Consider the following 18,145-nt stretch of genomic DNA (forward strand, 5'->3'; position numbering starts at 1 on the left):
TGGCCACGGTTAAACCTGCAGAAATAACGACGAGCATGGTGATTTAGACCATAGGCAAAAAGAGTCTCAATTCAATTTCAGGTAGTGCCCAATTCGTTTTCTGAGCACCAAGAATACAGTAGAAAAGTAAAATAGCGCTGACGCAAAAGTCACCACCGCACTGATCGCGAAATTTTGAACACCCAGTGACGCAATAGAATTGATGGTGACCGCAGCCAGACCAAGGCCGAATCCGATGATGGCATAAAAGTGAACCACTTGCTTCATCATCGACGTCTTTCCGATCAGTTGATGCAGCAAGAGGCTCACCGCAATTGTGCAGATCAGATTTGCGCAAACCAGGCCTGCCATGATTCCTTCAATACCGAAAGCCACGCCCCCGAGCACGCCGATGACCATAAGGCAGAAAACAAAGACCGCCCACTTGAACAGTAGAGAAACCCGACCCAGCGCCTTTAGTACCGAACCTGCCGGCGAAATGTAGGATTGACACGCTGCAATGATTGCCACGTAGGGAACCGCCTTGTCCACCCCTTCCCATTGAGGGCCGAAGGCGGGGACTCCATATAAGTAAATAACGATTCCCAGTGCAAATATTGAAGGTGGCACGATGCTCATCGTCAGGTACACAGACCCCGCATATACCCGACTCATGTCGTCAGGGTTGGTCTGTAGCGAAGACAGCTTTGGGAACAGGTAGCTGTTCAAAGCATCTGCGAAGATCATGGAGGGCAACAGGATGAACTTGTTCGCGAGGGTATAGATCCCCAGCGCCGTAATCCCGACCATAAAACCTATCATGGTCTTGTCGGACTCTCTAGCCAAATAAGCGAACAACTGAAACGCCAACATCCAGAGGCTGAACTTCAGAAGTGGTTTCACATCCGCAAGGGAAAACTCACGCCATTTGGGTAACCAGTTTGCTCCGTGCCAGAGCAGAATCACCCCCACCAATGAGCTCACCAATGCTTGCATGACCAGCGCCCAAACACCCCACCCATGTAGTGCCAGCGCGATGCCGACAGCGCCACCGACGAGGGCAGAAATCAGGTCGCGTTGGGCAAGAAAGCGGAGCCTCATGCCGCGATAGGCCAGCGCCTCTTGAACCAGAGCGACCCCGGAAATCATCAGCGTCAAGGACATGAGTGAAACAACCTGCGGGAAATCGCCCACACTCGGGTCTGTGGGAAAAATCCACACTGAAGCGGAACACAGTAGCACCAGCAGCAGCGAGATACCGAGATTAAGGAAAAACACCGAACTCAGCTGCCGGTCGGTTAGATTCCTAGCCTGGATCACTGCACCAGAGAATCCACTATTGCCAAGGATCCGGAAGCCGCCAAGCCAAACTTGTGCGAGGGCCAGCACTCCGAATTCGGCAGGGCCCATCAGCTTCGCCAGAATGAGGAAAAAAAAGAAGTTGATTAACGCTGGGCTGGTGCGCAGGGCAATCGCCCAAAGAAAGGTCTTGTTAATCTTCACTGAAGCTCGCAGAAGATTCTCTCCATCCGATTCAAGGTATCCCGCATATCAAATCGAGCCAGCGCCTCCTGTCGTGACGCCGATCTCAGGCGCTCCATCAGGCCAGTCTTGTCGGCCAATAAGGTTTCGATCGCGGACACGAGGGACTCTGCAGAATCAGGCTCAACCAACAAGCCGTTTTTCTGATCGGTGATGACTTCCGGGTGCCCACCAACCCGGGACGCGACAACCGTCCTACCGGTAGCCATAGCCTCTGCAATAGCCAACCCTAGGCAAGCACGCTCGTTGATGCTCGGAACTACCACGATGTCGCTGGCTGCATAGTACTTGGGAAGCAGATCCGCAGAGAGATTTGCCGTAACGTGCACCTTGTCCGGGTATTCGTCATGCAACTGGTTGGCGGAAGCGGTTAGTTCACCGGCGGTGCCGGCGATGAGGAAATGAACCGGCCGGCCAGCCTCGAGCATTTGCTTGGCGAGGGATAGCATCACATGCAACCCCATCTCCCTGACCATGCGCGCAACAAAACCAATGACCAAGGCGGAAGGGGGAATTCCCAGGCTCCTGCGCACCTCTGCACCTGAGTTTTCCGGTTTGAACCGATCGATGTCTATGCCGTAAATGACGGTTTGGACAGATTTCTGATAACCGAGAGAGGACAGGCTTCTCGCGCAGTGGTCACTGCAGGAAAGTAGCACGTCGCTGGATTCCACTACGTCGTTCACGAGTTTTGCAAGACGCGAATATAGTTCGCGTTCACGATATGCCTCGCCGAATATCGTCGTGACAAGCGGGATCCCGGTCACATGCTTAAGCCAGGCACCGAGTAATCCTGCGGTAAGAACGTGATAAGCCGAAACGATACGAATGTCGTGTCGTCTCACCAAGCGGCGCGCGTAGAAGCCAACGCCGATATGGCTAAGATAGGTGGTTAACGACTTGCGCAGGAAGGGTAGCGCCATAAGGGGCGCGAGCATCGCTCCTTGTGGTGAGAACATCGCAAGCGCCTTATGCTTCAGACGCGGGCGGTAGATCGTATAACCGCCCGGATGTTCCTGAACCTCAGGTAGGTCAGAGGGGGCCTGCGACATTAACGAGAGCACCACAACCTTCCAACCCCGTTGCACGAGGAATGGTGCCAGCTGTTCAATATGGACAGGTACTCCGCCATAGGGAGGCGGATGGTTTCCGATCAACAGGATGTTTTTCATCACTTAACCGCAACAACCAGCAGATTGGTCGTCACCACGGAGCCGGCGCCCGGAGACTCAAGTCTGACCAACCACTTGAGAGCAGCCTCGACAAAAAACCAGAAAAAACGTCTGATGCTGGACCGCACCCCAATGGGGATCGGGCGAACAGGAAAGACCAAAATTTCGCGAAAGCCCGCTGCGTACCCTATCTGGGAAACGCTCGAAGGGGTGAAGGCCAATTCATGTGTGAAGTCTCCATAACGGATTCGGCCGAAGAACGGAGACTCCGCATTGGGAACCTGCAGGATTAGCCGGCCACCAGGCTTCAATCGGGTCTGGGACAGTTTGACAAATTGGTACGCCGACTCCTTGTCCATGTGCTCGAGTACGTCACGCGCGAAAAGCATGTCGTACTCCTCTTCCATGCGCAGAAATTCGAAAATATCGCCCTGAACAACGGAGCGCACCCCCAGTCCGTGCGCGACATCGACTTGTTCTTGGCTAATATCAATTCCGCTCGCGTTGTCATATCCGCGCTGCTGAAGCCACCAGACTATGCTACCCGGACCACAACCCAAATCTACGATCCTTGCAGATTTATCGTTCGGAAGAAAATTGCCGAAAATTCGCTGATAGGCGCGCGCACGTCGGGAGAAATCACCTATATCCCCCGCCTTCTTGCGATGACGAATATGGGTGTTGACGTACGCTTCATAAAGCTCGTCCTTATAGCTCATAAAATCGACTGGAAGGTGCTATGGATCGCAGGGTGCCCAGCCGGAAGGCCGACCAACTCATAACGCGCGGGCTCGTAGTGATGCTCCGACGTGTAGGGTTGATCGAACAGCTCGCCAACCAAGTCGCTTCTTACAAAAAACGCATTGGTGCCGACGACATTACATCCGACCAGACTGTATCCGCGCATGGACATCAGCTTCTCATAATTCTTCAGCGATGCGCCGAAATTATCAGATTTACGCCACACATGGTTCCGATCGTACTTCATGCAGAAGTCGATCGAAGGACCGAATTTCGCGTTGTACTCAACCACGATCACCCTGGGATTGATGCACTTTATCTCTTTCACCACGTGGGCGTCGTTACCATCAATGTCAACCGAGAGCAGGTCTATCTCTTCCACCTCGAGATTAGAAGAAATCAGGCGATCAATATTATCAGGATATACGAAGTCATTTACCACCTTTAGGCGGCCGGCATCGATGAGGTTGGACATGTTTGAAATTATCCGGTCACTATAGGCCTTTGACCCCTCGATCCACAAGCCGGACCAACCATCAAACAGCAGCGCTGCGGTATTGTTCTCGAGGCCATCGCCAACCCCGAACTCCACAAAAATTCGATTTGTCAGACCGATGCGACGAAATATCTGGTTGATAACGCCGTCCTCGTCGCTTTGCGAAAACACTTTGTAACCGTAGCCCGCAACACCCTTAGGCGATGCTTGCAAACGGGCGTCGCGCAACGTCTCGTAACGTGCCCTCCGCAACGCGACTGACGTCTTGCCCATGAGGTTCGTGATTGAACCAAACTTGTTTCTCAGTTTTCCTAAAAACATTTTTGTTTCTTAATTAACATAAAGCACTTAGGACCGTTTTCACTACGCTGTCACGGTCAAGCTTGTGGCGACCAAGAACTTCCAGATTGCTGCCACTTTCCGGAATCTCCTCAAGCGCGATCCGAGCGAAGCTCGGAAGGGGTGCCGAACAATCACGGCGAATGGCGTGCAGGGCATCGCCTATACGGTCGCCTTGGCCACCCTGCCGATAATGGTTATCTAATGAAACGATAGCCTTGTAGTTGGCCACTTCTGATGCCAGCCATGAAGAATCAACATGGTTCAACCAGGGCAGGTTCACCACCTTGGCTCCAATGCCATGTTCCAGTTTGAGAATATCTGCGGCGTCAACCGCCACCGTCAGCATAACTGGACCGTAGGCGATAATCATAATGTCATCGCCCTCCGTCAGTGCCACACCCTTGCCGTACTCGGGCACGTAGTTATCGGGAAGCTGATAAGGGAGAACCATTGGCAGGCTGACCAAACGCAAGTAGCTACTCAGTGGATTAACATTTAACGCCCAGTTGAGAAGTAAACTGACTTCGGCTTCGCAGCTGGGCTCTATCATAGTCAGACCAGGTACCGCGGCTAGCGAGGAAATATCTCGGACAGCCTGATGGGAATGTCCCGGCCCACCCGGTATTACGCCAGCAAGAGAGGCCACGTACACCACCTTTGTTCTTTCAGTGGCGTTGTTATAAACCTGTTCATTTGGGCGAGCTGACAAGAAGCAGGCAAAAGAATGTACGACGGGAAGCAAGCCACTCAACGCCATTCCCCCTGCCACAGAGACCATGTCCTGCTCTGCGATGCCGCATTCGACGAAACGATGCGGAAACTCCTGTTTGAAGGGAATCAGACCAGTGTCGAGAATCAGGTCGGCATCCAGGGCAACTATCTTGGGGTTCTTCCTGGCCTGATTGAGCAAGGCGTTAGAATAGGCTTGGATCAATCGCTGCGGGTTTTCCCCCTGGATGGCAGCCGGACGGGTGACGGTCTCGAGCTCCAATGCACCTGCCTGGGAAGCGGCGAGCTTTGCATTGGCGGCGTCAATCAATTCTTGCGCGGCCCTAACGTACGTATCATCTGTTGGGGCGCCGCTGTGGAACTTGTAAAACTCCACATCGGAGTCGATTGAAGTGTGCTCCATGAAGGAGACCCCGCGCCCCTTAATGGTATCGGCAATGATGATCTTGGGCCTGTCTACCGCACTCTTTGATGCAGTGAGTGTTTTGGAAAAAGCGTCCAGATCATTGCCATCACAACGGCTGACATGCCAGCCGAAGGCGGCAAGTTTGGCTTCGAGATCGCCCAAGTCGCTGACTTTGGATACGAGAGTGTCGGATTGCAGTTTGTTGTGATCGATGATGACAGTCAATTCGTGGAGCTTGTGATTGGCCGCGAAAATCAGCGATTCCCAGAACTGACCTTCCTGTAGTTCGCCATCGCCGGTCAGGACATACACCTTGCCAGAAGTTTTCTGCAGGCGCTTTGCGAGGATCATGCCCTTCGCTTTGGAAACCCCCATGCCCAGAGAGCCAGTATTGGTCACGACATTGGGTATCGAGACGTCGGGGTGACCAGGCAAACCGTTGAGTCGCCGTAGTCGGTGAATCAGGTCGAATTCCAGTTTGCCAAGGCCAATCCAAGTGCTGTAAAGACCGGGCGCGTCGTGGCCCTTGGAAGAGAAAAAGATATCGTTTAGGCTGTTTGTATCATTCAGCGTACCCGTGCGAAGTTCATTGAGTTGCAGCCAGGCCATGATGTCCATGCTGCTGAAACTGCTACCGATGTGACCAGATCCGGCACGGGCGATCATGTATAGAGTATTGATCCGGCAGAGCGCGGCAAACAACGTGGTTTTTTTTACCGGGTCAAGGGACAGAGAAAGGATACGCTCAAATTCTTTATACGGTACGTAATACAAAGTACCGCTGACCGCGACGCCAACTTGATCACCCACTGAGGGCTCCTTTATTCATTAATTTCAAAGGGGGTCTGGCTGATGGCGGGCAGGCGCGCCTGCCCATTGGTCCGATAATGTTCTGCCAGCAGCCAGTCTTCCGGTTCGTTGATATCGAACCCTTCCAGCCCTTTACTGAAGAATGGAATGATCGCCTCGCCAGCTATGGTGTTGTGTTCCAAGGCGATTCGTGACCAGGCGATTTCGAGGCTGGCATCCTGGGCATAGATTTCTGGAAGATTGGCATACTGGCTGCTATGCCATGGGGTAGCGTCGATGTTGAAGGGCATGACCGGCAACATGCGCTGACCACGCACGACCCACATCTTCCCGGGGTGTTGCTTACACTTTTCCACTGCCCGCAGTGAGTCTGCCCTGGGGTCTTCCCTGAAGACTTTCCATGCCCGCTGAATTGTTTCTGGCAGGCGAAATGGACTGGTGGGGCGCAGTATGCTGAATATTTCATAGCTTCTGCCATGAGCCTCTAACTGCTTAAGCAACCAGACCACCCATTCGATATCCGGGGACTTGTCGCCGGAAATATCGGCAGAGCGCAAGAATGGCACTTCTGCGCCGTAATAGGTGGCGACGTCGGCATACAGTTGGCTATCGGTTGCACAAATCACGGCATCGAATACACCGCTGTCGATGGCCGCCCGCACCGTGTACGCCATCATTGGGTGGCCGCCCAAGGGCTTGATGTTCTTGTTGGGAACACGCTTTGAACCTGAACGAGCGGGAATGAAAGCAACCGATTTGGGTCTCATGGCTTCAGATGAATTGGTTGCGGGTAAGGAAGGAGATGTTCTTGAGTTCGGAATAAACATCCAGAGCCTCGATACCCGGCTCGCGCGTGCCATTACCCGATGAACCGAAGCCACCAAACGGCATGTGGGGTTCGCTGCCGAATGTACCCAGATTAATGTTGGCAACCCCTGCCTTAACGCGCTGGGCAAACCACATGGCGCGATCGACATTGCGGGTGTGAATGGCTGCGCTAAGGCCGTATTCAGTAGCGTTTGCCTGTGCCAGCGCTTCTTGGATATCGGCCACGGGGTGCAGAGTAGCTAATGGACCGAAAATTTCTTTGCAACTCAGTTCGGCGGAGGGTAGCAAGCCTTCGATAACGGTGGGTTGGATGTAGTAGCCGTTGACCAGCTCCGGAGCATTAGGAACGTTGCCGCCGCAGACTACAGTTCCACCTTCTGCTTTTGCGCGTTCAATGGCGGCCAGGATGTTTTGCTGCTGGCGTTGATTGATGACCGGACCGAGGTCGCAACCCACGGCTGTACCGAGTTTGAGGCTATTGACCTTGGCAACCAGCTTGTCTCTGAACTGATCGTAAATGCTCTTGAAAATGATAATCCGACTGCCCGCTGCACAGCGCTGACCTGCATTGCTGAAGGCTGAGAGAGAAGCCCAGTGTGCGGCCAGATCGAGGTCAGCATCGTCGCAGACCACGAACGGATTTTTACCTCCAAGTTCAAGAGATACACGCGCCAGACGCCTTCCACCGACTTCGGCAATCCAACGGCCTACTTCGGTGGAGCCGGTAAAGCTGATAACGGCCACACGAGGATCTTTCACCAATGCCGCGCCAGATGGTTGCCCATGCCCTTGAATGACATTGAAAACGCCGTCAGGCAGGCCGGCCTCTTTGGTCAGTTGAGCAAATAGAAGGGCAATTCGCGGCGAATCTTCAGCCGCTTTTATCACCACGGTGTTGCCGCAGATTAGCGCTGGGAAGGTTTTCCAGGCAATGTTAGCGATAGGTGTATTGGCTGGAACGATCAGGCCGGCAACCCCACGCGGCTGACGTACGGTATGGCTGTATTTTCCAGGCGTGCCCGAAGTGAGCGAGCGACCGTAGAGACGCATGCCTTCGCCGGCCCAGTATTCAGCCTGGAGAATGGCACCGCCGACTTCACCTTTGGCATCCTGCGGTGGCTTGCCCGTTTCCAATGCGATGCACTCTGCCAGTTCGTCGGCGCGGCATCTCATATTGGCGACGATGTCGGCGAGTACCTGCCCACGCCTAACCGGTGTAAGTTCGGCCCAGGCGGCGAAGGCGTCACCGGCAACTCCGACGGCATTTTGGACATCGATCGCCGAGGAATCGGCAACTTTTGAGAGCAAACGGCCAGAATGGGGGTTGTATTTATCAAGCCAAGCGTTGCTGGAAGGCTGAGTTTCCTGACCGTTGAGCCAATTTGGAATATGCTGAAGCATAGCCATGGTCAGATAGCCGTCCAGCCGCCATCGACAATCAGATTGTGACCGGTCATGTAACGCGAAGCTCTGCTGGCAAGGAACAGAACAGATCCGTTGTATTCGTCGGGGTTGGCCATGCGACCCACTGGAATCCGTCCACAATAAACATCAAGGAAGGCTTGTTCCTGATTATTGAACACACCCGCAATTGTCAAAGAATTTACCCGCACATTCTGTTTGGCCCAGTAGGCAGCCAAATAGCGGGTGAGATTGAGGATGCCGGATTTGGACGCTGCATAGGCGACTGGTTTGTAAAAGACTTCACCGCGATTTCGCCGATATTCATAAAGATTCTGGTCAGGCGACACCACACCGTAGATGGAAGCGACGTTGATGATGGAACCCTTTTTCGCCTTGGCCATGGACGCTCCAAAAACCTGACAGCACAGATAGACACCCTTCAAATTGACATCAACGACTTTATCCCACGATGTCTCAGGGTAGTCTTCGAAGGGTCCATTTTCTTCTGGCGGAGCCGATGGAGGTGAATCGATAGCTGCGTTATTAATAAGCACGGTCGGCGTGCCAAACCTGGCGTTAGTTTGTGCCAACGCGCTTTGAAGGCTAGCCTTATCGGTGACATCGGCGGATAGAAACTGATAGTTTGCTGCATGCTCCGCTGTCAGCGCATCGCTTCTGGCTGAAGGGCTAACATCCAGACCAACCACCTTGGCGCCACGCAAAAGAAAGGCCTTCGCGTATTCCGCACCCAATTGCCCAGAGACCCCGGTGATCAACACGATGTCCTGACTGACATCGAAAAGGCTGTCGCTCATAACTTATATTCCGTCGGCACCAACGTTCATGGCGTTGTACACAAGATCGCAAATCTCTCTTACTGCCCCTAATCCACCGGGCTTCTGCGTGCGATAAAGGACATAAGGATAAATCTCAGGATACGCATCCGCAACGCCCACCGGAATGCCAATCGACTGAAACGCCGGTATGTCGTTGATATCGTTACCGACAAACATGGTCTGTTGCGGATCGACTTGCAGTTCTCTACATGTGGCGAGGATTGCAGCCGCTTTATCCTCAACGCCTTGCTTGCAGAGTAACTTAAGTTTTTGTGCTCGAGCCGACACAACCGGGTTCGCTTCCGTGGAGATGATAAAGGCCTGTACCCCTAAGCTCCGCAATCTTGCCAAACCAAGCCCATCGCTGCGCCAGCAACGGACACTCTCGACGCCATCTTGACTGACATAGACAGTGTTGTCCGTAAAGACGCCGTCGAAGTCAAATGCGATCAGGCGAACTGTCGATAGCAGGTCGATACTCAGCATGGAAAAGCGTGTCTCAACCGTTGATATCAGTGTAGTGAATCGGCTCACCCTTGGCGATATCACGTTTAGCAATGCTGCCAATTACTTGATTAGACTCGCGCACCGGGATGTACTGGGTATTAAAAATACGGCCGGAAAGGTGATCCAAGGTTATTTCTTCACCGGCCTTTATGTCCTTGTATGCAACCAGAGATTTGCCCAGCTTCTTGAACACATTTTCATTCCCCAGGTCATCTGCCGGTTTCGGTGGAAGCATATGGCGAACGCGTTTGATATCACGTACGAATTTTCGGAACCCCTCTGGCTCAAGGGCAAAACTATGATCCGTACCCCTGGACGCTCGGTTCAAGGTGACATGTTTTTCGAAAACACGGGCCCCTTTCAGGTAGGCAACGGGCCCTGATAGAATGCCATTAAAATGATCCGAAGAGCCAATAGTGCACCGAGGAAACTCCCTGATCAACACCTCAATATTATCCAAGCCCAATCGGTTGTATTCACAAGGGTACTCTGAAACACAATGAAGGACAGCGACCTCGTCATGATGGTCGAGCAGAACCTCGACACTGGATCGGATCTGGTTGATCTTGCCTCCACCAACACTCATGACGACCGGTTTCCCGAGGGCGGCAATGCGGTGGATCAACGGAAGGTTTCCCAGATCAAAAGAGGCGATCTTAAGAATATCGACATCAATTGACTTCAGCAACTCCAGACTGGGTTCGTCAAACGGCGTGGACATGAACTTGACACCATGCTTAATGCAATCCCCCTTGAGGATCGGCAGCCACTCTGGCTTGAGTTCCAATTTTTCCCTGTGGGCACCGTAGGTTGCCGCGAATGCATTTTCGCTTGTATAGGGTGCATCGTAGGCGTCTTGCGAGAACAGATACTTGTTGTTCCGGGTCTGGAATTTAACCGCATCCGCGCCTTCGAAGGCAAAGATGCGAATATATTCCCTTGCCAAGTCGAGATCGCCATTGTGATTCTGGCCGACCTCCGCGATTACAAACGGCTCTTCTCCTATTTCATCTTTCCTAAACATAACTTCTCCGGAGTTACATAATCGAAAAACTGTCGTGAAAAATTTTCTTCGGGACTTCTGCACCGACAACCGCAGGCCGCCAATCCAGCCGTATTTTTGCTTTGGCTGAATCGCCGATGCACTCAAGTGGATCGGAGGGCCTCAGCAGGGTTGGATCAGCGATCACATGTTCGCGCCAGTCGAGTTCAGCCTCTTCAAAAATCACTTGGACAAATTCGCGGAGACTTTGCGACACACCTGTTGCGATAACAAAATCCTCTGGAGCATCAAGGTTCAGCATACGCCACATGGCATCCACATATTCCGGAGCCCACCCCCAGTCCCGACGAATATCAATATTTCCGAGTTTAAGTTTCTCGTTGCTTCCAGATGCAATCCGCTTCGCCGCCGAAACAATTTTTTTTGTTACGAAACGTTCTGGACGCAAAGGGGATTCGTGATTAAACAGGATGCCCGTGCATGCAAAGAGATCATAAGACTTCCGATAAACCGACGCGTGCCATGTGGACGCCGCTTTTGCAACCGCATAAGGGCTCTGCGGCCGAAACAATGACGACTCATTTGCCGGCAACCCACCTGTGTCACCAAAACACTCACTGGAACCTGCTCCAAAAAAGCGGATAGACTTATCAACAATCCGAATAGCTTCAAGTTGGTTAAGTGTTCCGGAAGCGATGCCTGACATCGTTTCGAGTGGCTGTTCAAAAGAAAGTCCAACTGAGGATTGGCCAGCAAGGTTATAGATTTCATGTGGCCTTACCTCGGAAAAAACTTGAAGTACGCTACAGAAATCCTCGGGCGACATTGACAGGATTTTTACCTTGTCGAAGATGCTTAATACCTTCAACCCCTCGAATCCATTATTTTTTGCATCGCGTGACGTCCCCCATACTTCGTAACCTTTGGACAACAGCAAGCGGGCCAGGTAGGCGCCATCCTGTCCCGAAATCCCGCAAATCAGCGCGCGACGTTGCATGGCTAAAGTTACTCGTGGAAATCCATCGATTTGTAGCCATGGCGCTTGATAAGCTCATCACGTTCTGAGGACTTTAAATCTTCGCGGACCATTTCGGCAACGAGTTCTTCGAAGGTGATCTTCGGCGTCCACCCCAGTTTCTCCTTGGCTTTGGCTGGATCCCCGAGCAGGGTTTCAACTTCAGTCGGACGGAAGTAACGTGGATCAACGGCCACTACACATTTGCCGTGAGCATCATAGCCTTTTTCATCAACCCCTTCCCCTTCCCAGCGGATCTGCATACCCAATTCCTTGGCTGCCACGTTGATGAAGTCGCGTACGCTGTATTGAACACCAGTTGCTATGACAAAGTCCTCGGGCTGTTCCTGTTGAAGCATCAACCATTGCATTTCAACATAATCCTTGGCATGCCCCCAGTCACGTTTTGCATTGAGGTTGCCAAGATAAACACACTCTTGGAGGCCCAGCTTAATTCGGGTTAGTGCGCGGGTGATCTTCCGAGTGACGAATGTTTCTCCGCGGAGCGGGCTCTCGTGGTTGAAAAGAATACCGTTGCATGCGTAGATGCCGTAAGCTTCTCTGTAATTCACCGTTATCCAGTAAGCGTAGAGCTTGGCAACTGCATACGGGCTGCGTGGGTAAAACGGCGTCGTTTCTTTCTGGGGAGTTTCCTGAACAAGGCCGTAGAGTTCAGAGGTGCTCGCCTGATAAAATTTGATTTTCTTTTCCAGCCCAAGAAGTCGAATAGCTTCGAGAATTCGTAGCGCACCCAACGCATCGGAGTTGGCAGTATATTCAGGCTCTTCAAAACTTACTGCAACGTGGCTTTGCGCAGCAAGGTTATAGATTTCGTCCGGCTGTACTTGCTGGATGATGCGAACAAGGCTGGACGTATCGGTTAGATCCCCGTAATGCAAGAACATTCGGGTTCCTGGCAGGTGCGGGTCTTGATAGAGGTGATCAATACGATCAGTATTAAATAACGAGGCGCGGCGACGGATGCCGTGAACTTCGTAGCCTTTTTCAAGGAGCAGTTCAGCTAGATATGCGCCGTCTTGGCCTGTAATGCCGGTAATAATGGCTTTCTTCATTTGATCGTCCGTAGTTGTCCTAAAATCTATCAATGCAGCGCCTTCCGCACTTTTATGTCATTAGCGGGTTTTCATGGCAGATTGCCTAAATTTTGAGCAACTTCCACGCACAGACTGCTTCACTCTGCACGCTCCGAATCAAGTTTCTACTGATCCGACTCAAGTTTTTCGCCCTCGTCTGTGCTGAATGCTTTTCTGGCAGACACTTTTGTGAACTTCCCCCTGTAGTCCATATCTCATGGCCGGTCTACGCGCTGGCTTGCCGAGGTTGTTCAGTGCGCCAGTCATCTTCGAACCGCATTGGGCTGACATAGTCCAGCGTCGAGTACAGCCGCTCCACCTCCAACGAGCCGAACAGGGTCTCACTGCAGGTGTTATCCCAGCAGTTGCCGCAGGGGCTCATCGAGGCGGAGATGCCGTACTCCTCCAGCAGCACATCACGGAAGTTCTTGCTGGCGTGCAGGCTGCCTCTGTCGCAGTGAACGAGCAGGCACGTAACCTTGCCGGGATGGCGTTTGAACCATGTCATGCGTAAGGCGTCGATCACGATGTCACGCCGCATGTCCTCGCGCAATGTCCGGCCCACCACGTGACGGCTGAACAGGACGATCACCACGGCCGGAAACAGCCATCCCTTGTCGGTGGGAATGCAGGTGATGTTGCGCTCCGACAACTTATATGACTCCGACATCGCGAATTTGCGGTTGAGCGGATTCGGCGCGATCAGCGGGTCATGCGGGCTGTCGGTGGAGACCTTGAATCGCGGCTTGCCCCTGACGCGGAGCCGTGCTGCTGCATCGGTTTCTGCAACGGATCCTTGCCCACACGAGTGCCACGGACCAGCACTTCCACCTATATGCGCGGCCAGCCGTAGCCACGCACGTGTCTGTGCGTGGATCGCCCCGATGTGTGCCAGCAGCGCCTCGTCGCCGAGCGGGCGGCGTTGAGTGTTGCTGGCGCGGCGCACGAAGCGCTCGTGGCATCCGGCCACGCTGACCTTGAGCACACGGCACTGCACCGGAACCGGCCCCACACATCGATGGCGCTGAATGAGGGCGTACTTCACTTCGATGCCTTTTCGACGTACGCCGTCGCTGTTTCCAGGATGTCGCGCTCCATCTTCACCCGCGTCAGCTCCGCGCGCAGCCGGGCAATCTCCATCTGCTCGACTTGCTGGCCGCGCCGACAAGCGTGCCTTCGCGGATAGCCTTGACCCATTTGAACAAGGTCTGATCCACCACGCCCAGCGTCCTGGCCACCCCAGCAATGCTCTGGTCACCCGCGACCAGGCGCACCGCCCGCTGCTTGAATTCCAACGTGTGGCGCGCCCTCGGCAACGCATTCGGCTTCGTCATGGCTGTTCTCCTTGCCTGCATTCAATCACTCAGCAAAGGAGACGGTTTACAGAGGCAAGGACAGGGGAAAGCCCGAATGAAAAAGCCCAACCGATAAAGGTTGGGCTTTTGTCTTGGTGGAGAGGAGGAGGATCGAACTCCCGACCTTCGCATTGCGAACGCGACGCTCTCCCAGCTGAGCTACCCCCCCGATGCGGCGAGATTATAGTGGAGGTCACTCCGAATGTGAAGGAACGCGACGCACCGGTCGCAGTCACATGCCGGTGTTGATTCTTTTCTGACACTCATGAATTCGCATGATCCGATCCGTCGCCGCATGCTCACGCGTGCACCCGGTCTCGTACTGATGGGGGCGCTGCCGCTGGGCCTTGCCGGCTGTGTCAGTGCGCGTCTGTACGAACACGCCGATGCGCCTCCGGACGGCCTGAAGGTGTCTGTCGGCGATGCCTGGAGCTATCGCGAAATCAATGGCTACAACCGCGAGCGCGTGGCCGACGTCCGCTACACGGTGCGCGGCACGACGCCGCTGGAACTGGAGGTGGAGGTAGACGGCAAACCGCTCAGCGCGCTGCGTTCCGGCCAGATCGAGCGGTATGCCGCACCCTGGGTGGTGGCCCAGGACACGGTATACGACCGCGACAATCGATACGAACCGCCACTGCCGGTGTTGCCGACCGTTCTGGAACCCGGCGTCCGCGAATCCTGGCAATCCATGGTGATCGATGACCCCAAGGACAGGGCGCGCCGCTGGCACGTGCAGCTTGATGTGCTGGGCGAGGAGAGGGTGACGGTGCCGGCGGGCGAATTCGATGCTCTGCGGATACGTCGCCTGATCAAGTTCGAACATCCGGATTTCTTCCGAATGTTCTCGGAGCGGCGCGAAGAACTGTGGTACGCACCGGAAATCAGGCGCTGGATCAGACGCGAATGGTCGGGCAGCTACCAGCAGCGCATGCGCAGTCGCGCACCGCTGTTGCGCGAGGACTGGATCGTGTGGGAGTTGCAGACCTTCACACAGGCGTGATACCTGCCCCGGCGAGTGCGCGCCCGAGCCGGTCATTCACGGCAACCCAGTCTGCCCCCGTCGGAATCGCCTCGATCACGATGATGGCCGCCCCCGCCGCATCGGCTTCGCGCAGGGCGGCATAGAGCCCGCGCGCATAGCCAGCCGGCTCGGCAGGCAGCATGATCCAGTGATGCGGATATTCGGCAAGCGGGGGCTGGCTGTGCGCGATCACGGCGCAGCGCCGGCCACTGTGACGGAAGGCATTCACGAAATCGCGCAGGCGCTCCGCAGCGACCTTGCGCATGGCCGTGCGTGGCGCGTAGTGTGCAGCGAGTGAACCGGACACACGTGGTGCCTCCGCATCGCCACTGCCCTCCTCCGGCCGACGCCCGATGACAGCGGCGATCTGTTCGGCGGTCACTGCCCCGGGACGCAGGATGCGCGGCGTACTTCCGGACAGTTCCAGTATGGTCGATTCGATGCCCACCGCGCTTGCGCCGCCCTCCAGCACGAACACCTCGTGCCCGCCCTGCCCCGCCTGGGCTCCGAATTCATCGCGCACGTGTTGCGCGGTGGTGGGGCTGATACGCCCGAACCGGTTTGCAGAGGGTGCCGCGATACCGCCACCGAAGGCGCGCAGCAACTTCTGCGCGACCGGATGCGCCGGCACGCGCAGCCCCACCGTATCCTGACCACCCGTCACCTCGTCCGGAACGTCCTCTTCCTTCTTCAGAATGAGGGTGAGCGGGCCGGGCCAGAAGGCGCGCGCCAGCGCGATCGCCTCGCGCGGAATGTCGCGCGCCCAGGACGTGAGCTGATCCGCGTCGGACAGATGCACGATGAGCGGATGATCTGCGGGACGCCCCTTGGCTTCGAACACGCGCCGCACCGCGACCGGGTTCATCGCATCGGCACCCAGGCCATACACGGTTTCGGTCGGCAGCGCGACCAGACCGCCGGCCTTGAGCCGGCGGACCGCCTCCGCGATGTCCTGGTCCGACGCCTCCATGGTGTCAGTCGACAATGCCTATCGCGTTGCGCGCATTCATCGCGATATCGATGACCGGATCACCACTTTCGCCCAGCACGGTGAAGTGCCCCATCTTGCGGCCGGGGCGCGCGTGGTGCTTGCGATAAAGATGCAGCTTCAGACCCGAAACCCGGAACAGACGAGACCATTCCGGCTCATGCGCGGTGTGTGCATCCTTCCCGTACCACAGGTCTCCCAGCAGGTTCACCATGACCGCGCGCGAGTGCTGGCGCGCGTCACCCAGTGGCAAGCCGCACAGGATGCGCACCTGCTGCTCGAACTGGTCGGTGACGCAGGCATCTATCGTGTAGTGACCGCTGTTGTGCGGCCGCGGTGCCATCTCGTTGACCAGCAGGCGACCGCCCGACACGAAGAACTCGACGCCCAGCACGCCGACGTAGCCCAGCTCGGCGGCAATACCCACCGCCATGTCCGTCGCTTCCGCGGCCTGCGCCCCGGTGATGCGGGCCGGTGCGATGGTCACGTCGAGAATGCCGTTGCGGTGGCTGTTCTCGGCCACCGGGAACGGTGCGACACGACCGGCCGCATCGCGCGCCAGCACCACCGACACCTCCATGTCCAGCGGCAGCAGCTTTTCCAGCACACAGGCTTCGCGCTTGAAGCTTTCGAACGCCGCCTTCGCTTCGGCCACATTCGCCACTCGCGCCTGTCCCTTCCCGTCATAGCCGAAACGCGCCACCTTGATCACCGCCGGAAACAGCGAAGAATCGGCGGCCTCGATATCGGCGGCGCTGCGCACCGGCAGGAAGGGGCCGACCGCGAAGCCGCGGTCGGACAGGAAGGTCTTTTCCGCGATGCGGTTCTGGGCAATAGCCACACAGTCCGCATTCGGTCGCGTCGGGATGAACTTTGCCAAGTGGTCCAGCGTATCGGCCGGCACGTTCTCGAATTCGGTGGTGACTGCGGCGCAACTGCCCGCCAGGCGTTCGAGCGCGTCCTTGTCGTCGAACGCCGCACACAGATGCTCATCGGCCGCCCTGCCGGCAGGACTGTTGCGATCCGGGTCGAGGACAATGACTCGATAGCCCATCTCGTGCGCGGCCAGCACGAAGAAACGACCGAGCTGACCGCCGCCGAGCATGCCCAGGGTTGCGGGAGGAAGAATCATCTGAATGGCTCCGGGAAACGTCGGCTCATCTCGTGCCGACCGCGGGCTGAACGCGGAACGCGCGGATGAGCGCGGATCAAGACCAAAAACGGACCGAGAGTGGTCGGCGGGTGGATTCAGCCTTCGAGCTTCATGTCGAGCACGGTCTGTGCCTGACGTGCGCGGAAGGCTTCGAGTGCGGCAGCCAGAGCCGCATCTTCACCCGCGAGCAGTGCCACCGCAAACAGGCCGGCATTCGCCGCACCGGCCTCACCGATCGCAAAGGTGGCCACCGGAATGCCCTTGGGCATCTGCACGATGGACAGCAGAGAATCCATGCCATTGAGTGCGCGCGTCTGTACCGGCACACCGAGCACCGGCACGGTGGTCTTGGCTGCGAGCATGCCCGGCAGATGAGCCGCGCCACCCGCGCCGGCGATGATGGCGCGCAATCCGCGAGCGCGCGCGACCTCGGCGTAGGAAAACAGCAGATCGGGCGTGCGATGGGCCGACACGACACGTGCCTCGAACGGCACGCCGAACTGCTCCAGCATCGCGCAGGCGGCGCGCATGGTGTCCCAATCGGAATTCGATCCCATCACGACACCCACCAGCGGCGCGCGATCCTTGTCTTCAGCGCTCATCGGCTCGATCCTTCGCCGGCCTTTTCGGCCCGGAAAAAGGCGCGGATTCTACCCCGCGCAGCAATGAATGGATACAGTCCTGAAAAGCACAGGGGGCGCCCTGCTGGACGCCCCCTGTG

16 protein-coding genes, 1 tRNA gene and 1 pseudogene are annotated in these 18,145 nt (G+C 55.8%); 1 reads left to right on the forward strand and 17 read right to left on the reverse strand.

All coding sequences use genetic code 11. The annotated features are described in order from the left end of the window. Positions 1-66: 66 nt before the first annotated feature. The 14 genes and pseudogenes from A3Q7_RS0105920 to A3Q7_RS0105985 form a co-directional block, all read right to left on the reverse strand. Positions 67-1,482, reverse strand: coding sequence for a lipopolysaccharide biosynthesis protein (locus A3Q7_RS0105920; protein ID WP_018410937.1), 1,416 nt, complete (start codon positions 1,480-1,482; stop codon positions 67-69). Then, positions 1,479-2,693: a glycosyltransferase family 4 protein gene (locus A3Q7_RS0105925; RefSeq protein WP_077231321.1), complete on the reverse strand. Its 1,215-nt coding sequence runs from the start codon at positions 2,691-2,693 to the stop codon at positions 1,479-1,481. Before A3Q7_RS0105925 ends, A3Q7_RS0105920 begins: the two co-directional genes overlap by 4 nt. Further along, entirely contained in the window at positions 2,693-3,412 is a 720-nt protein-coding gene (locus tag A3Q7_RS19510; protein WP_018410939.1) for a class I SAM-dependent methyltransferase, read from the reverse strand. Before A3Q7_RS19510 ends, A3Q7_RS0105925 begins: the two co-directional genes overlap by 1 nt. Continuing rightward, positions 3,409-4,203 (reverse strand): hypothetical protein, encoded by a 795-nt coding sequence (locus A3Q7_RS0105935; protein WP_232417841.1) that lies wholly within the window; start codon positions 4,201-4,203, stop codon positions 3,409-3,411. The genes A3Q7_RS19510 and A3Q7_RS0105935 overlap by 4 nt, the downstream gene beginning before the upstream one ends. Positions 4,204-4,264: 61 nt before the next feature. Beyond that, positions 4,265-6,217 carry a transketolase C-terminal domain-containing protein gene (locus A3Q7_RS0105940; protein WP_026224541.1) on the reverse strand — a complete coding sequence of 651 codons (1,953 nt, stop codon included), beginning with the start codon at positions 6,215-6,217 and terminating at the stop codon, positions 4,265-4,267. A gap of 11 nt (positions 6,218-6,228) precedes the next feature. After that, positions 6,229-7,044, reverse strand: a complete 816-nt coding sequence (locus A3Q7_RS0105945; RefSeq protein WP_232417842.1) for an acylneuraminate cytidylyltransferase family protein — start codon at positions 7,042-7,044, stop codon at positions 6,229-6,231. Continuing rightward, positions 6,989-8,452 carry an aldehyde dehydrogenase family protein gene (locus tag A3Q7_RS0105950; RefSeq protein ID WP_026224542.1) on the reverse strand — a complete coding sequence of 488 codons (1,464 nt, stop codon included), beginning with the start codon at positions 8,450-8,452 and terminating at the stop codon, positions 6,989-6,991. Before A3Q7_RS0105950 ends, A3Q7_RS0105945 begins: the two co-directional genes overlap by 56 nt. Before the next feature lie 2 nt (positions 8,453-8,454). Next, positions 8,455-9,264, reverse strand: a complete 810-nt coding sequence (locus A3Q7_RS0105955; protein WP_026224543.1) for an SDR family oxidoreductase — start codon at positions 9,262-9,264, stop codon at positions 8,455-8,457. Positions 9,265-9,267: 3 nt separating this feature from the next. Next, positions 9,268-9,771, reverse strand: coding sequence for a KdsC family phosphatase (locus tag A3Q7_RS0105960; protein ID WP_018410948.1), 504 nt, complete (start codon positions 9,769-9,771; stop codon positions 9,268-9,270). Between the two features lie 13 nt (positions 9,772-9,784). After that, positions 9,785-10,816, reverse strand: a complete 1,032-nt coding sequence (locus tag A3Q7_RS0105965) for an N-acetylneuraminate synthase family protein (protein ID WP_018410949.1) — start codon at positions 10,814-10,816, stop codon at positions 9,785-9,787. A gap of 13 nt (positions 10,817-10,829) precedes the next feature. Next, positions 10,830-11,792, reverse strand: coding sequence for a GDP-mannose 4,6-dehydratase (locus A3Q7_RS20475; RefSeq protein WP_018410950.1), 963 nt, complete (start codon positions 11,790-11,792; stop codon positions 10,830-10,832). Between the two features lie 8 nt (positions 11,793-11,800). Continuing rightward, on the reverse strand, positions 11,801-12,883 hold the full coding sequence (gmd, locus tag A3Q7_RS0105970; protein WP_018410951.1) for a GDP-mannose 4,6-dehydratase: 1,083 nt from the start codon (positions 12,881-12,883) through the stop codon (positions 11,801-11,803). A gap of 247 nt (positions 12,884-13,130) precedes the next feature. Further along, positions 13,131-14,238 (reverse strand): annotated as a pseudogene (locus A3Q7_RS20640) (IS3 family transposase). Positions 14,239-14,352: 114 nt separating this feature from the next. Further along, positions 14,353-14,428 (reverse strand) — tRNA-Ala (locus A3Q7_RS0105985). 96 nt (positions 14,429-14,524) lie between these two features. On the opposite strand from A3Q7_RS0105985, the gene A3Q7_RS0105990 reads away from it, so the two are divergent. Continuing rightward, positions 14,525-15,262 carry a DUF3108 domain-containing protein gene (locus A3Q7_RS0105990; protein WP_018410952.1) on the forward strand — a complete coding sequence of 246 codons (738 nt, stop codon included), beginning with the start codon at positions 14,525-14,527 and terminating at the stop codon, positions 15,260-15,262. On the opposite strand, the gene A3Q7_RS0105995 is transcribed toward A3Q7_RS0105990, so the two are convergent. The 3 genes from A3Q7_RS0105995 to purE form a co-directional block, all read right to left on the reverse strand. Then, a complete protein-coding gene (locus A3Q7_RS0105995; RefSeq protein ID WP_232417843.1) occupies positions 15,249-16,268 on the reverse strand; it encodes an L-threonylcarbamoyladenylate synthase in 1,020 nt (339 codons plus the stop codon). The genes A3Q7_RS0105990 and A3Q7_RS0105995 overlap by 14 nt on opposite strands. Next, positions 16,258-17,403, reverse strand: coding sequence for a 5-(carboxyamino)imidazole ribonucleotide synthase (locus tag A3Q7_RS0106000; protein WP_026224544.1), 1,146 nt, complete (start codon positions 17,401-17,403; stop codon positions 16,258-16,260). The genes A3Q7_RS0105995 and A3Q7_RS0106000 overlap by 11 nt, the downstream gene beginning before the upstream one ends. Positions 17,404-17,519: 116 nt before the next feature. After that, positions 17,520-18,026 carry a 5-(carboxyamino)imidazole ribonucleotide mutase gene (purE, locus tag A3Q7_RS0106005; RefSeq protein WP_018410955.1) on the reverse strand — a complete coding sequence of 169 codons (507 nt, stop codon included), beginning with the start codon at positions 18,024-18,026 and terminating at the stop codon, positions 17,520-17,522. Between the last annotated feature and the right edge of the window lie 119 nt (positions 18,027-18,145).

The organism is Methyloversatilis thermotolerans (genome assembly GCF_000372885.1).
Classification (GTDB): Bacteria; Pseudomonadota; Gammaproteobacteria; order Burkholderiales; family Rhodocyclaceae; genus Methyloversatilis; species Methyloversatilis thermotolerans.

What these genes read in the sequence shown, in the direction of transcription:
- A3Q7_RS0105965 (WP_018410949.1), bottom strand. Translation starts at nt 10,816, where the DNA reads ATGTTTAGGAAAGATGAAATAGGAGAAGAGCCGTTTGTAATCGCGGAG.
- A3Q7_RS0105925 (WP_077231321.1), bottom strand. Translation starts at nt 2,693, where the DNA reads ATGAAAAACATCCTGTTGATCGGAAACCATCCGCCTCCCTATGGCGGA.
- A3Q7_RS20475 (WP_018410950.1), bottom strand. Translation starts at nt 11,792, where the DNA reads ATGCAACGTCGCGCGCTGATTTGCGGGATTTCGGGACAGGATGGCGCC.
- A3Q7_RS0105950 (WP_026224542.1), bottom strand. Translation starts at nt 8,452, where the DNA reads ATGGCTATGCTTCAGCATATTCCAAATTGGCTCAACGGTCAGGAAACT.
- A3Q7_RS0105945 (WP_232417842.1), bottom strand. Translation starts at nt 7,044, where the DNA reads ATGTTTATTCCGAACTCAAGAACATCTCCTTCCTTACCCGCAACCAAT.
- A3Q7_RS0105990 (WP_018410952.1), top strand. Translation starts at nt 14,525, where the DNA reads ATGAATTCGCATGATCCGATCCGTCGCCGCATGCTCACGCGTGCACCC.
- A3Q7_RS0105955 (WP_026224543.1), bottom strand. Translation starts at nt 9,264, where the DNA reads ATGAGCGACAGCCTTTTCGATGTCAGTCAGGACATCGTGTTGATCACC.
- purE (WP_018410955.1), bottom strand. Translation starts at nt 18,026, where the DNA reads ATGAGCGCTGAAGACAAGGATCGCGCGCCGCTGGTGGGTGTCGTGATG.
- A3Q7_RS0106000 (WP_026224544.1), bottom strand. Translation starts at nt 17,403, where the DNA reads ATGATTCTTCCTCCCGCAACCCTGGGCATGCTCGGCGGCGGTCAGCTC.
- gmd (WP_018410951.1), bottom strand. Translation starts at nt 12,883, where the DNA reads ATGAAGAAAGCCATTATTACCGGCATTACAGGCCAAGACGGCGCATAT.
- A3Q7_RS19510 (WP_018410939.1), bottom strand. Translation starts at nt 3,412, where the DNA reads ATGAGCTATAAGGACGAGCTTTATGAAGCGTACGTCAACACCCATATT.
- A3Q7_RS0105935 (WP_232417841.1), bottom strand. Translation starts at nt 4,203, where the DNA reads ATGGGCAAGACGTCAGTCGCGTTGCGGAGGGCACGTTACGAGACGTTG.
- A3Q7_RS0105960 (WP_018410948.1), bottom strand. Translation starts at nt 9,771, where the DNA reads ATGCTGAGTATCGACCTGCTATCGACAGTTCGCCTGATCGCATTTGAC.